Source organism: Gammaproteobacteria bacterium (ex Lamellibrachia satsuma), from assembly GCA_019623805.1.
Classification (GTDB): domain Bacteria; phylum Pseudomonadota; class Gammaproteobacteria; order Chromatiales; family Chromatiaceae; genus QGON01.
Genome location: CP053680.1, coordinates 237,124 through 252,227, shown reverse-complemented (window position 1 = coordinate 252,227; position 15,104 = coordinate 237,124). Strand labels below are relative to the sequence as shown.

At 52.0% G+C, this 15,104-nt stretch carries 15 protein-coding genes and 2 tRNA genes; 14 read left to right on the top strand and 3 right to left on the bottom strand.

Annotated elements, in window-relative coordinates; all coding sequences use genetic code 11:
- Positions 1–15: 15 nt before the first annotated feature.
- Positions 16–687, bottom strand: a complete 672-nt coding sequence (locus HPY30_01110; GenBank protein QYZ64706.1) for a class I SAM-dependent methyltransferase — start codon at positions 685–687, stop codon at positions 16–18.
- Between the two features lie 162 nt (positions 688–849).
- Here HPY30_01110 and pncC point away from each other — a divergent pair, with 162 nt between their 5' ends.
- The 9 genes from pncC to HPY30_01065 all read left to right on the top strand — a co-directional run bounded on the left by pncC (position 850) and on the right by HPY30_01065 (position 8,794).
- A complete protein-coding gene (gene pncC, locus HPY30_01105; GenBank protein QYZ64705.1) occupies positions 850–1,356 on the top strand; it encodes a nicotinamide-nucleotide amidase in 507 nt (168 codons plus the stop codon).
- A complete protein-coding gene (gene thpR, locus HPY30_01100) occupies positions 1,349–1,894 on the top strand; it encodes an RNA 2',3'-cyclic phosphodiesterase (GenBank protein QYZ64704.1) in 546 nt (181 codons plus the stop codon). The genes pncC and thpR overlap by 8 nt, the downstream gene beginning before the upstream one ends.
- A 165-nt stretch (positions 1,895–2,059) precedes the next feature.
- Positions 2,060–3,091, top strand: a complete 1,032-nt coding sequence (recA, locus tag HPY30_01095; GenBank protein QYZ64703.1) for a recombinase RecA — start codon at positions 2,060–2,062, stop codon at positions 3,089–3,091.
- A gap of 44 nt (positions 3,092–3,135) precedes the next feature.
- Complete coding sequence (locus HPY30_01090; protein QYZ67858.1) at positions 3,136–3,543, top strand: regulatory protein RecX; 408 nt, start codon at positions 3,136–3,138, stop codon at positions 3,541–3,543.
- A gap of 437 nt (positions 3,544–3,980) precedes the next feature.
- Positions 3,981–6,608, top strand: coding sequence for an alanine--tRNA ligase (gene alaS / locus HPY30_01085; protein ID QYZ67857.1), 2,628 nt, complete (start codon positions 3,981–3,983; stop codon positions 6,606–6,608).
- A 105-nt stretch (positions 6,609–6,713) separates the two neighbouring features.
- Positions 6,714–7,943, top strand: coding sequence for an aspartate kinase (locus HPY30_01080; GenBank protein QYZ64702.1), 1,230 nt, complete (start codon positions 6,714–6,716; stop codon positions 7,941–7,943).
- 195 nt (positions 7,944–8,138) lie between these two features.
- Entirely contained in the window at positions 8,139–8,333 is a 195-nt protein-coding gene (gene csrA / locus HPY30_01075) for a carbon storage regulator CsrA (protein QYZ64701.1), read from the top strand.
- 208 nt (positions 8,334–8,541) lie between these two features.
- Positions 8,542–8,634, top strand: a tRNA-Ser gene (locus tag HPY30_01070).
- Between the two features lie 83 nt (positions 8,635–8,717).
- A tRNA-Arg gene (locus HPY30_01065) sits at positions 8,718–8,794 on the top strand.
- 30 nt (positions 8,795–8,824) lie between these two features.
- On the opposite strand, the gene HPY30_01060 is transcribed toward HPY30_01065, so the two are convergent.
- Both HPY30_01060 and HPY30_01055 read right to left on the bottom strand, forming a co-directional pair.
- Positions 8,825–9,985: a tyrosine-type recombinase/integrase gene (locus tag HPY30_01060; GenBank protein QYZ64700.1), complete on the bottom strand. Its 1,161-nt coding sequence runs from the start codon at positions 9,983–9,985 to the stop codon at positions 8,825–8,827.
- Positions 9,986–10,326: 341 nt separating this feature from the next.
- The gene (locus HPY30_01055) at positions 10,327–10,527 is read right to left on the bottom strand and encodes a hypothetical protein (protein ID QYZ64699.1); all 201 of its coding nucleotides are present in this window, start codon (positions 10,525–10,527) and stop codon (positions 10,327–10,329) included.
- 375 nt (positions 10,528–10,902) lie between these two features.
- Between HPY30_01055 and HPY30_01050 the strand changes: the two genes are divergently transcribed.
- The 5 genes from HPY30_01050 (at position 10,903) to HPY30_01030 (ending at position 15,083) form a co-directional block, all read left to right on the top strand.
- On the top strand, positions 10,903–11,118 hold the full coding sequence (locus HPY30_01050; GenBank protein ID QYZ67856.1) for a hypothetical protein: 216 nt from the start codon (positions 10,903–10,905) through the stop codon (positions 11,116–11,118).
- A 42-nt stretch (positions 11,119–11,160) separates the two neighbouring features.
- On the top strand, positions 11,161–11,394 hold the full coding sequence (locus HPY30_01045) for a hypothetical protein (GenBank protein ID QYZ64698.1): 234 nt from the start codon (positions 11,161–11,163) through the stop codon (positions 11,392–11,394).
- A gap of 52 nt (positions 11,395–11,446) precedes the next feature.
- Positions 11,447–12,667: a site-specific integrase gene (locus HPY30_01040; GenBank protein ID QYZ64697.1), complete on the top strand. Its 1,221-nt coding sequence runs from the start codon at positions 11,447–11,449 to the stop codon at positions 12,665–12,667.
- A 416-nt stretch (positions 12,668–13,083) separates the two neighbouring features.
- The gene (locus tag HPY30_01035; GenBank protein QYZ64696.1) at positions 13,084–13,275 is read left to right on the top strand and encodes a type II toxin-antitoxin system Phd/YefM family antitoxin; all 192 of its coding nucleotides are present in this window, start codon (positions 13,084–13,086) and stop codon (positions 13,273–13,275) included.
- Positions 13,276–13,304: 29 nt separating this feature from the next.
- Positions 13,305–15,083, top strand: coding sequence for a DEAD/DEAH box helicase family protein (locus tag HPY30_01030; protein QYZ64695.1), 1,779 nt, complete (start codon positions 13,305–13,307; stop codon positions 15,081–15,083).
- Positions 15,084–15,104 lie beyond the last annotated feature (21 nt).

The window sequence follows — 15,104 nt, the reverse complement described above, 5'->3', positions numbered from 1 at the left end:
CCGGCACTGGTAACTCTATCGTTTGTCGATAGACAGCAGGGAGCAGCCACGCTCCGTTTCAATAAAACTGTGCTGGACAGGCGGGTAATCCGCCTGCCACTGAGCGACCAGTTCCCGCTCATCCGCCCGCGCCGCATCGTCCAGATAGACGGTGCAATGGCTATTCAGTCTTTTCATCAACAACGGCAGTGCCGGGTAACGGGAGTGCTTCTGGATAAAGCCTGGAGGGCCGTCGATCACCAGCATATCGATCTCTGGTACGGATAGGTCGGAGAGCATGTACCATTGAAATTCCCGACCACCAATTTTGGTGTCTACCAGTGGTGCGTGCAGAACTGTCGCCATGTTATCCAGGCTGTAGAGGTTCAGGGCAGCTTGCGTGGACTGTGCGTACTCTTCGCCATTTTCAAGGCTCCAGACATGGCCGTTGCCATTTAACTGGCAACAGCGTGCCAGCAGCAGCGTGCTCAAGCCACTGCTGCACTCCAACACGACAGAAGGCTTCTCCCGCAGACAGTGCTCAACGACCAAGTCCAAAAAGTCAGCTCCGGCCGACCAATGTTCCGTGTAGGGTAAGCCTTGATCGAGGCCCAGACGGTCGCACAAGGGTTGATAATCATTCGGGTAAGAAAAAGTGAGTGATGCCTGGGGATGAACCATATTGTCGTCTGCACCTTTCGCGGTCATGCCTGTACCAGCCTTCGTCTGCTGCGCCACTATGTAATCGCATAGTTTACTATTAAACCGGCAATCGAATATCCTGCGTCACTCCATTTTCGACGCATCTGCTCCAAGCAGGTTACGATATATGTGCTGTTGTGATTTAGCGCTAAACCGGCAGAGGGAAATATGACTTCTGAGAATGATCTGAAACTGGCTTTACTTGCCGATGATGTCGGCATGTCCCTCCAGCAGCACGGTTTTACCCTGGTTCTGGCAGAATCTTGCACTGGAGGTTGGGTGGCGAAGGCGCTGACCGATATTCCTGGAAGCAGTGCCTGGTTCGATCGTGGTTTTGTTACTTACAGCAATGCAGCCAAGCAGGAGATGCTTGGCGTCGATGTGTCTACCATCGGACAGTGGGGCGCCGTTAGTGAACAGGTCGCCGCTGCCATGACGAACGGGGCGCTTGTCCATAGCCGCGCAGACGTTGCGATTGCCATCAGTGGTATCGCGGGGCCGAGCGGTGGATCTGCAGAAAAGCCTGTGGGCACTGTCTGTTTCTCCTGGCAACTGCGTTCGCAGGAGCCGGCTGTGAAGCGTGAACACTTTTCCGGGGATCGGGAGGCGGTGCGTCTCCAATCGGTGTTTTATGCCCTTGAACAGTTGATTGAGGTACTTGCGGCGAATGGCTGATCAACGTCTTTTCTTTGGGCTTTGGCCGGATCGAAAGGTGCGGGGCCGGTTGGTACGGGTCGGCCGTCAGTTCGGTGAAGCGGGGGGGCGACAGCACCATCCTGATGACCTGCATATGACCTTGGTATTTTTGGGGAAAGTGACGGAGCAGCAACTGCCTTGTGTAAAATCGGTGGCGGATGCAGTCGATGTCGAGGGCTTCTCCCTGGCGCTGAATCGAATAGGATATTGGTCCCGGCCGCGGATTCTCTGGTGTGGGCCGGAGACGATACCGGATGCTTTGAGTGATCTGGTCGCTGAACTCAAGCAGGGATTACAAACCTGTGGTTTTGAAGCTGAACGGAGAACCTACAGACCTCATGTCACCCTGCTGCGCAAGATGCGCGGTGGCGAGTTAGGCCTGCTTGAGCCAACCATCGAATGGGAGGCGCGGGAGTTTGTGCTGGCGGCATCCGGTAATGGCCCCGATACACCATCCCGTTACCGGATCATCGGACGCTGGCCGATGGGAGCGATAAACTCGGCAGACTCTGGATGAAAGAGTTTATCTCATCTCGATTGCAGAGAGGGATTTAAATCCCTTGAGAGGCACTTATCCCACGGACTCACGATTTGAGCCTGCACCTGTGTGATAATTTTACTTCCAAAAAGTACTGTATGAATGTACAGTACTTACAGAACAACACTACAGAGGTTAATCCGGATGGACGACAATCGCACAAAAGCACTCAGCGCGGCCCTGGGGCAGATCGAGAAACAGTTTGGCAAAGGCTCTGTCATGCGTATGGGGGATGCCAGCGCCATTCGTGATATTGGTGTGATCTCCACGGGTTCGCTCAATCTGGATATTGCACTGGGTGTGGGCGGATTGCCCAAGGGACGTGTAGTCGAGATCTACGGCCCGGAATCCTCCGGCAAGACCACGCTGACCCTGCAGGTGGTGGCGGAGGCCCAGAAACAGGGCGGAACCTGCGCCTTTATTGATGCTGAGCACGCTCTTGATCCAGACTATGCGGGAAAACTGGGCGTCAATGTTGACGAACTGTTGGTTTCCCAGCCAGATACCGGCGAGCAGGCGTTGGAGATCTCAGACATGCTGGTACGCTCCGGCGCCGTCGATGTGGTGGTGGTGGACTCGGTGGCTGCTTTGACGCCGAAGGCTGAGATAGAAGGTGAGATGGGCGATACCCACGTCGGCCTGCAGGCCCGTTTGATGTCACAGGCCCTGCGGAAGCTTACCGCCAATATCAAGCGTACCAACTGTCTGGTGATCTTCATCAACCAGATCCGTATGAAGATCGGTGTCATGTTTGGCAGCCCGGAGACCACCACTGGCGGTAACGCCCTCAAGTTCTACTCGTCTGTGCGTCTCGATATCCGTCGCATCGGCGCCATCAAAAAGGGTGACGAGATAGTCGGTAACGACACCAAGGTCAAGGTGGTGAAAAATAAGGTGGCGCCCCCATTCAAGCTGGCAAATTTCGAGATCCTCTATGGTGAGGGTATCTCCCATGAAGGGGAGATCATCGACCTGGGGGTCAAGCAGAACATTATTGACAAGGCAGGAGCCTGGTATAGCTATAATGGTGACCGCATTGGCCAGGGCAAGGAGAATGTACGCCAGTTTCTGAAGGACAACCCGGACATTGCCGAGCATATTGAGGAACGCATCCGCACCGAGCTGTTGCCGCAAGAGCAGGAAACGGAAATGAAAGTGGTTGAGGCCAAAGCCTGAACGACCCTTCGGACAAGAATGAGATCGAAGCAGTAGCGGCTCGCCTGCTGGCTGCACGAGAGCATTCCCGCCGACAGTTGCGCACTAAACTGCTTGGGCGTGGCTTTGATGTTGACGTTATCGAAGTCGTGCTCGACGGCTTGGAGAGTACCGGGCTGCTGAGTGATGCGCGATTTACTGAGTCCTACATCGAATGGCGTGTCGGCCGAGGCAGTGGACCGGTGCGCATTCGTCGTGAACTGAGGGAGCGTGGCATTGAAGATGCCATGATTGCCGGCTTTTTGGAGATTTATTCCGGTGAGTGGCAGGAACTGCTGAAAGTAGTACACGACCGCAAATATGGTTCTGAGCAGGCTCAGGATCGAAAGGAGCTGTCCCGGCGCGCGCGCTTTCTGGAATACCGGGGTTTTCCAGGTGAGCTGATTCGACAGTTCCTATTTGATTTTGATTGAACTTTGTTGGGATTTTCTGGGTGTCTAAGTTAGCTGGAATTCAGGGGTTTAAGCAATTTAAATTGTAAGAAAATGCATTAATTAATTCTTATAATATATTGATATATAACACTATGATAAATGTGTCATGTGCTATTTTTGAGGCATGAATATCATCGGGATCGTTTGAGGGTATTGCCCTTTCGTAGGGTTCGCCGCACGCACCATCGGCATAATGCGCGTGGTTTATCCTGCGTTGAATGAACTGACGGGGCAGGGCTAAACCGGTTGACTGTACATTAATATCTTCAGTGGCTGCTTCCTTGCGAGTTGCCGTCTGAAGAGTGTCAGCTTTGCTATGTTTTTTAGGAGCAGAAAAAATTTACGGAAGCGGGTGTTTTGGTCTGCTTTCTGGTATCTTGAGGGGCTGTTTTTTCAGGTGATTTTGCTTGTCCGAAATGAAAAGTAGCGCTGATATCCGTAAGGCCTTCCTGGACTATTTTGCTGAACACGGCCACGAGGTGGTAGCCAGCAGTCCATTGGTACCCATGAACGACCCGACCCTGCTTTTTACCAATGCGGGTATGGTGCAGTTCAAAGATGTCTTTCTTGGGCGTGAAAAGCGCAATTATGTTCGTGCTACCAGCTCCCAGCGCTGTGTTCGCGCCGGCGGCAAACACAACGACCTGGAAAATGTCGGTTACACCGCACGTCACCACACCTTCTTCGAGATGCTGGGTAACTTCAGCTTTGGAGACTACTTCAAGCGGGATGCTATCAAATATGCCTGGGAGTTCCTTACGGTAACCCTCGGTCTGCCTGCAGAAAAGCTCTGGGTCACCATCTACGATGAGGATGAAGAGGCGGCGGACATCTGGCTCAATGAGGTCGGTATTAATCCCGCCAGTTTCACCCGTATCGGCGACAAGCCCGGCAAGCGTTACGAAAGCGATAACTTCTGGTCGATGGGGGATACTGGCCCCTGCGGCCCCTGCTCGGAGATCTTCTACGATCACGGGGAGGATGTCTGGGGTGGCCCGCCCGGTACGCCCGAAGAGGACGGCGACCGATATATTGAGATCTGGAACCTGGTATTCATGCAGTACAACCGGGATGCCGATGGCAACATGACTCCGCTCCCTAAGCCGTCCGTGGATACCGGCATGGGACTGGAGCGGCTGGCGGCTGTGCTGCAGCACGTTCACAGCAACTATGAAATTGACCTATTCACCAGCCTGATCAAGGCCGCCGGTGAGGTTACCGACTGCAACGATCTGGAAGAGAAATCCTTGCGGGTGATTGCCGACCATATCCGCTCCTGCGCTTTTTTGGTGGTGGATGGGGTAATGCCCTCCAACGAAGGGCGCGGCTTTGTGGTACGCCGTATCATTCGGCGTGCGATTCGTCATGGTTATATGCTGGGTAAGAACGATCCCTTTTTCTTTCAGCTGGTCGACCCGCTGGTAAAAGAGATGGGCGAGAGCTACCCGGAACTGGTTCAGGCTGCAGATCAGGTAAAACGCGTCCTGAAACAAGAGGAGGAGCGTTTCGCCGAAACCCTTGAGCAAGGCATGAAGATCCTCGAAGAGGTGATTGCCGGGCTCGACAGCACAGTGATTCCCGGCGAGACAGTCTTCAAGCTTTACGATACTTATGGCTTCCCTGCTGATCTTACCGCCGATATTGCCCGAGAGCGGGGTCTGACCCTCGACATGGATGGCTTCAGTCGTGAGATGGAGGCCCAACGGGAGCGCGCCCGGGCCGCCAGCCAGTTCGGAGTTAACCAGGAGTTTAGTCTTAGCCTGGATGCGGAGACTCTCTTCACTGGCTATGGACAACTGGAAGATGAGGGCAGTGTTGTAGCACTGGTGCGCGATGGAGAGCCCGTCGAGTCTCTCGCGCAGGGTGAATCCGGAATGGTCATTCTTGATCAGACCCCATTCTATGCTGAGTCTGGTGGACAGGTGGGAGATCAGGGAGTGCTCGAGGCCAACGGTGTCTTGTTCGAGGTGGATGACACCCGCAAGCAGGCTGGTAGTGTGTTTGCCCACATTGGTAAACTGGAGGAGGGTGAATTGCGTATTGGCGATACCGTCAACGCTCAGGTCAACGATTTTACCCGCCAGGCGACAGCGCTTAACCACTCAGCCACGCACTTGCTGCATTCGGCGCTGCATACCGTACTGGGTGAACATGTTGCACAGAAGGGGTCTCTGGTTGATGCGGAGAGGCTGCGCTTTGACTTCTCCCATTTTGAACCGATCTCCCGCGAGCAGTTGCAGGAGATTGAACAGATGGTCAATGAACAGATCCGCCGTAATCACCCCGTCGAGACGCAGATCATGTCTCTTGATGATGCGCGCGAGAGCGGTGCCAAGGCGCTATTTGGCGAGAAATATACCGACGAGGTTCGGGTACTGAATATGGGGGATTTCTCCACGGAATTGTGTGGCGGCATCCATGCCAACGCGGTGGGTGATATCGGTTTGTGCAAGATTACCTCCGAAAGCGGTATCGCCGCCGGCGTACGACGCATCGAAGGTGTCACCGGTCAGCGTGCGCTCGAATGGATTGAGGCGGATGAGGAGCGGGTTCAGCGTCTGGCCGACTTGGTCAAATCAGGACGCGACGATATCGAAGAAAAGGTCATAAATATCCTGGATCGCAACCGTAAACTGGAGAAAGAGCTGGAGCAGCTCAAGGCCAAGTTGGCGAGTGCAGCTGGTAGTGATCTGGCCTCAGGTGCCATTGAAGTCGGGGGGGTGAAAGTGCTTGCAGCCAAGCTTGAGGGTGCCGATCCAAAGTCCCTGCGTGACACTATGGATCAGCTGAAGAACAAATTGGGTTCAGCTGTTATCGTGCTGGCGACTGTGAGCGGGGTGAAGGTCTCCCTGGTCGCTGGCGTCACAAAGGATCTGACCGGAAAGATGAAGGCTGGTGATCTGATCAGGATGGTAGCAGAGCAGGTTGGTGGCAAGGGCGGAGGGCGTCCCGATATGGCTCAGGCCGGTGGTAATAATCCTGAATCGCTGCCGGATGCATTGGCCCAGGTCGAAAATTGGGTGCGTGAGAAGACTGGCGTTTGATTTCTGTGGGTTTTCACCCAGGGGATTTTCGTGTTTAATTACGCCCTTTCCCGTTGCGGGTACCCCCTGTAACGCCAACTCCACAAAGTATACTCTAGTTAAGATATGGCGCTGATTGTCCAGAAATATGGCGGTACCTCTGTCGGTACAATTGAAAGAATCCAGGCTGTAGCCGGAAAGATTAAGAGCAAAGCTGAGCGCGGTGATCAGATTGTAGTTGTGGTCTCTGCAATGTCTGGAGAAACCAATCGCCTGATTGGTTTGGCAGACGAGATCGAAGAAGCCCCCTCACCCCGCGAGATGGATGTCCTTGTCTCCACTGGTGAACAGGTGACCATCGCACTGCTCTGCATGGCACTGCATAAAGTGGATTGCCGAGCTCGATCCTATACCGGCGGCCAGGTTCAAATCCTTACAGATGAGGCACACAGCAAGGCGCGAATCAAGGATATCGATGGCGCCCGGGTGAAAACTGATCTTGATGCCGGTCACGTGGTTGTGATTGCCGGATTTCAGGGCGTGGATGATCAAGGTAATATCACGACATTGGGTCGTGGTGGGTCCGACACCACCGCAGTTGCGATGGCTGCTGCACTTAAGGCCGATGAGTGCCAGATCTACACTGATGTTGACGGCGTCTATACGACTGATCCAAGAATTGAACCCAAGGCCCGCCGACTGGAACGTATTACTTTCGAAGAGATGCTGGAGATGGCCAGTCTGGGTTCGAAGGTACTGCAGATCCGCGCGGTCGAGTTTGCTGGAAAATACAATGTACCCTTGCGGGTTCTTTCTAGCTTTGAAGAGGGTGAAGGTACCCTGATAACCTTTGAGGAAGATAATGTGGAAGCGGCAAAGATCTCCGGTATTGCGTTTAATCGCGACGAGGCAAAGCTGACGGTTCTGGGCGTGCCCGACCAGCCCGGTGTGGCCCATAAAATACTGGGTCCGATTTCAGATGCCAACATCGAAGTCGATATGATCGTGCAGAATATTGCAGCTGATGAAGCGACAACTGACTTCACATTTACAGTCCACAGAAATGATTTCACTCAGGCCAAAGAGATCCTGCAGGGGGTGGCTGAGTCTTTGAAGGCGCAGGACGTTTTGAACGATGACTCCGTAGTCAAGATTTCACTGGTCGGCGTGGGCATGCGGTCTCACGCAGGTATTGCCAGTGAAATGTTCGGGGCACTGGCTAAAGAGGGTATCAACATACGAATGATCTCTACATCCGAAATCAAGATTTCAGTTGTGATAGACGAGAAATACCTCGAACTTGGGGTAAGGACGCTACATGAGGCATTTGGTTTGGAGTCGGAGGGCGTTGCATAATCACTACATTCCTAAAACCTTCTTGAACTCCAACTATAAGGATCTATTGGACTTTTTTCTGGTCTAACCTATTGTTAGTATAGGTACGTCAGTTACATCATAGTAGCTGGCTTGGTTGGTAAGCGCTGTCGGCAGTTTCGGACACATTTAGGTTAGTCTGGCAGCAGGTAAGAAGGAAAACAGGGAGATTGGATTATGTTGATCTTGACTCGCCGTGTTGGCGAAACTCTTATGATTGGCGATGAAGTAACGGTTACCGTGTTGGGTGTAAAAGGTAACCAGGTTCGTATTGGCGTAAATGCTCCGCGTGATGTGACCGTGCATCGTGAAGAGATATACGAACGGATCAAGCGCGAGCAGGCTGAACAGCAGGGTGCTGCAGAAGAGTAAAGCAGGTTCGCGGGGCGGTTTTAATACCGCACAAAAAAACTTCGGCATTTGCCGAAGTTTTTTTTGTTTGTAGGAAGAGAAATCGGTACAATCCGTTTCGGTTTTATGGGATGCCTAAATGGCACTGACCCGAAGGGGTGGGGGACGTTAGTCCCACACAGCGTGCTCCCTTATGGCCCTAGGGCCACTGAGCAAATGCACGGAATTTGGAGAGATGGCCGAGCGGCTGAAGGCGCTCCCCTGCTAAGGGAGTATGGGGTTTATAGCTCCATCGAGGGTTCAAATCCCTCTCTCTCCGCCATACAGACAAATACTGGCTGAAAAGGCGGTTTTGTGTTGACAAAAGAGCGCGGATTCAGCAGAATTCGCGCTCCAAAAAGCTACGCGCCCGTAGCTCAGCTGGATAGAGTACCTGGCTACGAACCAGGTGGTCGGAGGTTCGAATCCTTCCGGGCGCGCCATATTCCTTCGGGAAATCAAAGGGTTAGCGGTTAAACAACTGCTGACCCTTTTTCTTTTTCCGACAGTTTTCCGACAAGCTCCTTTTTCCGTCTGACCACTGTTAGGGTCGGGGTTTGAGAGATGCCGCGATCAACGATCTTTTCGACAGCATTTAGCAGCTCGCTCAGCTCCGCCGCTGAGTAATGGGTTGTGATATCCCCATTGGCATGCCCCAAAAGGGCCTTGCGTGTCTCTAGCGGCACACCAGCCCCTCTGAGACGCCGCCCGAAGGTATGGCGCAAGTTATGCACCCCCTTCAGGATGCCTTTTTCCAGCGGCAGTCCTGTGGCTTTCCATGCCCGATTCCATGCACTTGAGTGAAGCTTTCTTACCGGGCTTCCCTTGTATGTGAACACATAGTCCGGGTGTATCCCGCGCCGGGCCTCAATAACCCGGCTTGCCACTGTGTTTAGCACCACGACCCGCTCTGTGCTGGTTTTGGTGATCGTGTCCGGCAGAATGAAGACAGAGGTCTTCAAATCTGGAACGGCCACTTCCCATTCCCAGCGGAGCTGGCAGACTTCCTGTTCCCGGCATCCCGTATTGACGGCATACAGCGCCGCATCAGCGAGATGACGAGGCAGGGCCTTGAACAGCTTGTCCTGTTCCGTCCAAGAGAGCGGATAGGGACTGGACTGCCGACCTTTTGTCGGCAACCGGCTAAGTCTAGGGGGAGCCTGCCTTAGCCAGGGCGTTCCATTCTCATCCCGCCAAACCCGTGCTGCGCGGTTCAACACAGCAGACACCACGCCAATCGCATTGTTGATCGATTTCGGGGCTTTACCCCGTTTCGTTTCATGATCAACAAAGCGTTTCAGCGTGCCGTCATGGACCTGTTCCAACACATTCGATCCAATGAATGGAAAGAGCTGATCCAGGTGCATCGCCATAGTGTCGGCAGATGGCTTTTGAGCAATTTCCTCGAGGTAGCGCATGGCTGCTTCCTCAAAGGTGTAAATGCCCTCTACCTTCCGCCGGGCTTCTCCTTCAATATCCGCCAATCGGCGGATCAGGTACTTCTCTGCCTCAGAGCGGCTAGCCGCTCCCGTGCTTTCACGGAGCCAGCCGCCTTGGCAGTACTCACAACGCTTTTCGATGTGCCAGATTTCGCCTTTGAGGCGGAGCCCCGGCATACGGTTACGTTTCGACATAGGTCGTCCTCCAGTTCAGAGGCCTTCGGACGACGCCCGTTGCGGTTCTTAAAATCGTCTGCCCAGGCATCAAGATCAAGTCGGTCAAAGGCAATGGACTGGGTTCCCAGCGGAATTTCAGTGATGTAGGGGCGCACTTCCGCATTGAATCGGCTCCGGTCCATGCCCAGATAGGTCGGAGCGTCGCGCATCCGGATAAATCGGGGTAAAAGGCGTGCGTGCGTGTCCATGCTGATTACAATCGCACATGCTTAGCTCGGCGCTCCTCTCGCCTTCCTCGCAGGTAGGCAGAAAAAGAAGCCGGTCCCGGATATGAGACCGGCTTCAGTAAGGGCTCCAACCTAAAAGCCGGGTGGCTTGGGTCGAAGTGTTTGGCGGCATGCCCGCGCGCGCTGGATGTTTTCCAGACTGGCGAGAGCGTTGCGCCGCTCAGCTGAGCCTGCTTTTGTGCCGGTCAGGTCTTGTGAGACTTTTCGGAACAGTGCTGACAGCTCATTTTCGTTTTTGGTGTGAAGTTCTGATGGCGTAATGACTTTGCGCATCTTTTTCCTCCTTGTTTAGTTCAAAGAGGCCCCGCCCATCGGAGCCTTTCCGTTGGCTCCCGGATTCACGCTCGCATGGACGGCAAAGGTCCGCGTGGGCGAAAGGGGTGATATGGCAAAAACAAGGAGGATGGTGCGCTTGCCAGAAGAATGGCTGAACGCTTGTGAAAATTGAGGGGGGATGGACTGATCGAGGGGGCGATGCTGACCGCAGGGGCAGGCTGCCTGAGATGTTCACGGCATTTTATCGATTCTTAGGAAAGTATTAAGTGCTACGGCCTTAAGATAAATACAGGACGTATCGAAACGTCTCGCTGGCTCCCGGTAAGTGGAAAGGAGCGGTCCAATACCATGCAAATCAAAATCCGAGGTGAGATGACGATCCTGGAAATTTGCCAGGCTATCGTCGAAAAACTTAATGAAGTCGAAGCGGAATATGCTGTTCGTCATACACGTGGCGCAACACTTTATATCAATCCAACCAATGGGTTCGGCGATGATGTTGAACCGGTGGATCGGTCAGGACGACGCATTGACAAGGTTTACAGTGATGGCCCCTACAAATCGGCGGCTATGGACTACAAGCTGTAGGAATGTTCCCCAAACCATATCTGAAAGGAGGTGAATAACTCCTTGAAAATACCTTGCTATATCAATTTGGAACAGGCCCGTCAGGTACTGGGGGAAATGGGTGTAGAACTCTCTCCCCGTCAGATCAAACGGGCATCCGAGATGGATGCTCAGGGGAAACGTAAATTGCCTTTCTTTGTCGATCCCATTGAGAAGAAGCTCAAGATCGAGAAGGGCACGTTGGTCGATATTTACCGACAACTTCAGGTCGATGCGGAAAATAGTGTGAAACGTTAGATTCCGGAAAATTTTTATTGATTGGAAGGGAGTAATTGCTCTATAGATAGTTATGGCAGACATTAGGAAACGGGTAGGAAAAAAGGGAACCACATATCAGGTTCGATACCCAAGTAACTCAAATAAATCATGCTACTCATTCGCTACCTTCAATACGCTCAAGGAGGCGCGGGCGTTTACCGAAAACCTTGGAGCCCTTCAGGGTAAGGTATCTACAGAAATTACGAGTGTGTCAGCGGCAGTTCAATTATGGCTGGATATCTGTGAGAAAATTGGCCGGGATGGCCGTGAGAAAGTTGAGCCGGAAACCCTCAAAGAATATCATCATCGCGGTCGTATTATGCAGGAATATGATTGGCCGAAGTCTCTTCAGGAATTGGGGTCTGCGGATATCGTACATTTTCGAAACTGGCTTCTCCAAAATAAAACACGTGATCAGGCAAGGCGTACGTTGTCATCACTCCATTCTGTTCTTATTGAAATGAAGCACCAGGGGCATATTCTGAATGATCCTGCAGCAGGTATCAGCATCAAAAGTGGGGGACGCTATGAGGCTGATGATGGTGAAGTAGAAATCCCATCCGATCAGGAGATGCGCGATATTTTTGCTGCTGCCGACGTCATGGGTAATAAAAATGATTTCATGGAAAAGTGCTGGGCTCGTTATCGCCCCATGATTTATCTGGCCGGATTCACTGGTATGAGACCGTCAGAGTATCGTGGACTTCCATGGAATAGCCTATTTGAGGATCGTGTCGAAGTACGCCAGCGGGCAGACAAGACCGGGATAATCGGACCAGTAAAGTCGAGGGCAGGCCGACGTACTATCTTTCTGCCAAAATTAGTTACGGAGATGATTTTTGATTGGCACCAGAGGTGTCCATCCTCCAAGCTTGGTCTAGTTTTCCCAACAGAGACAGGCAAGCCGCTTAATCTTGGTAACTTTCGGGCCGGGGCCTGGTTGCCTCTATTGAAGGAAGCTGACCTGATGAAATCGACGATGGTCAATGGACAGGAAGTCTCCCGTCCGAAATACACACCTTATGTTCTAAGACACTATTTCGCATCCAAGCTCATCGAGAAAGGCAAAGACCTAAAGTTTATTCAAGACACGATGGGGCATTCAAAGATTGAGGTGACTTTGAATGTTTACGGCCATTTCTTAAAGGGGCGAGAGGAAGAGAAAAAACTGATCGCAGAAGAGCTTGCAGCTGATATGCTCAATATTTCTTGTGGCAAATTTGTGGCAAATTCTCTGCAAGCCGCAGAATAACTGGGATAAAAAGTAGCCTTCCAAGCTAGTTATGACGGTTCGATCCCGTTCACCCGCTCCATCAATTAAAACAATCACTTAGCAATATGTTACGACAAGAAACGGCCTTTTGGAGCCGTTTTTGCCACAAATAGCTAGCCCTTTGTAACCAGCAGGAATCCGCGATTGTCTGAATCGGTCTGGCTCAGCTTGTGGCAACTTTGTGGCAAGAAGGGCTTCGTGAAATATCGCAGGTGTCCCAATGAGTCTATGAAAAGGGATTTGAGGTTATTTGCCACAAGTTCCAGCCTTTCAGGTTCCTAGGCTCGTCCTCTGAGCCAGCTCCTAAGAGATAATTGCACATACTCGCTTTAGCCGTTGCGTCACGCTCTAATTTTGGCCATTATGGCTCAAATGGCTACTTTAGAGTGTGCGCTATGAAATCCATGTCTGCGAAAGACGCCAAAAACGGATTTGGGCGGCTCCTTGATACGGCTCGGGCTGAACCAGTCACTGTCGAAAAGCATGGTCGGGCAGTCGTGGTTGTCATGAGTGTTGAAGAGTACGAACGGCTGCTGGCAACAAAGAAGAGCATGGCTGAGGCGAACGTAAACGCGAAGCGTTTATAATAAAGAAAGCAAAAGGGAGGCTACATCAAATGGCGGGGACGTTTTACGAACAGCCGATACTGAATTCGCCCTATGAGGAACCAGCCTTGCACCATGCGCTGGATGAAGATGGCCAGCCCACAGACAATCCCCCGATTTCCGGTCGCCGAAGGTCGGAGCTGATTACGCCAGTTCCAAAACCCAAAAAGCGCCGAAACAAATCCATTTCTAAACAGACGACATTGGACTTGCATTCTGACGACGGTATTTCTACCAAAGAACAAGAATACAATCCAACGCCGATCATCAATGAAATACGCTCACGCGTGGCGGATTGGCGCAGATTGCCGAGTCAGACAGACTGGGGTGTGACACCAGCTACTGCACGTCTTCTGCAACATTGGCGACACCATGATTTTCAAGGTATTCGCCCATTTTTCTGCCAGATTGAGGCGGTTGAGACGGTCATTTGGCTCACCGAAGTTGCTCGAAAACAAAAAACATACAAGCACTTCTGGAACCATATTCAGGGAGCTAACGAGCAGGCCAATCCGGAGCTGATCCGACTCGCTTTGAAGATGGCGACCGGTGCGGGCAAGACAACAGTTATGGCTATGCTCATGGCATGGCAGACGGTGAATGCGGTTCGCTCTCCTACAAGCAAGCTGTTTACTCGTGGATTTCTAATCGTTTCCCCAGGCATCACGATTAAGGATCGTCTTCGTGTTTTGCAACCCAACGACCCGAATAGTTATTACAAATCACATGAGCTTGTTCCAGCAGACATGCTGGAAGATATCAACAAGGCAAAGATTGTCATTACCAACTATCACGCCTTTCAGCTTCGGGAGATGATGGATACCAATAAGGTAGGAAAATCTTTGCTACAAGGGCGTGGTGATGCGCTTCAAACCAAAGAGTCCGAAGGGCAAATGGTCAGGCGTGTAGCCGAAGAACTGATGGGGTTCAAAAATGTCGTTGTTATCAATGATGAGGCTCATCATTGTTACCGGGAAAAACCGGAAAATGAAGATATTGAAGATCTCAAGGGTGATGAGAAAAAAGAGGCAAAAAAGGAAAATGAGTCAGCTCGTGTCTGGATCAATGGGATTGAAGCCTTCAAACGCAAGCTTGGCGTTCGAGCTGTTTATGACCTATCGGCCACACCATTTTTCCTGAGTGGGTCAGGCTGGGCTGAAGGAACACTCTTTCCATGGACGGTCAGCGACTTCTCTCTAATAGACGCTATTGAATGTGGCATCGTCAAGCTTCCGCGTGTGCCGGTGGCCGACAACATTCCCGGTGCGGACGTGCCGATTTTTCGAAACTTGTGGGAACACATCGGCAAGGAAATGCCCAAAAAGGCAAAGCTGGTTGCTGATCCACTAGGTATCCCTGACAAGCTTAAAACAGCTCTGCACGCACTCTATAAGCACTACGAAGAAACTTACGAGAAGTGGGAGCGTGCAGGTATCGATACCCCGCCCGTATTCATCGTAGTCTGCAACAACACATCCACGTCAAAGCTTGTCTATGAATACATTTCTGGTTGGCAGAGGCCGAACGAAGATGGTGAGGAAATATTCGAACACAATGGTCATTTGAAATTGTTTCGTAACTTTGATGAGCATGGAAATCCTTTTCCGCGCCCCAATACTCTCTTGATTGATAGCCAACAGATCGAATCCGGAGAACTTGATAAGAATTTTCGTGCTATGGCCGCAGCGGAAATTGAGCAGTTTAAGCGAGAGATGAAGCAACGTTCAGGTGCTGTGCGTATTCTGGCGAACGTGAACGCTGATTCTGGTGATCGTGAACACCCAACCTAACCACACATAGGGCTCGGTGTA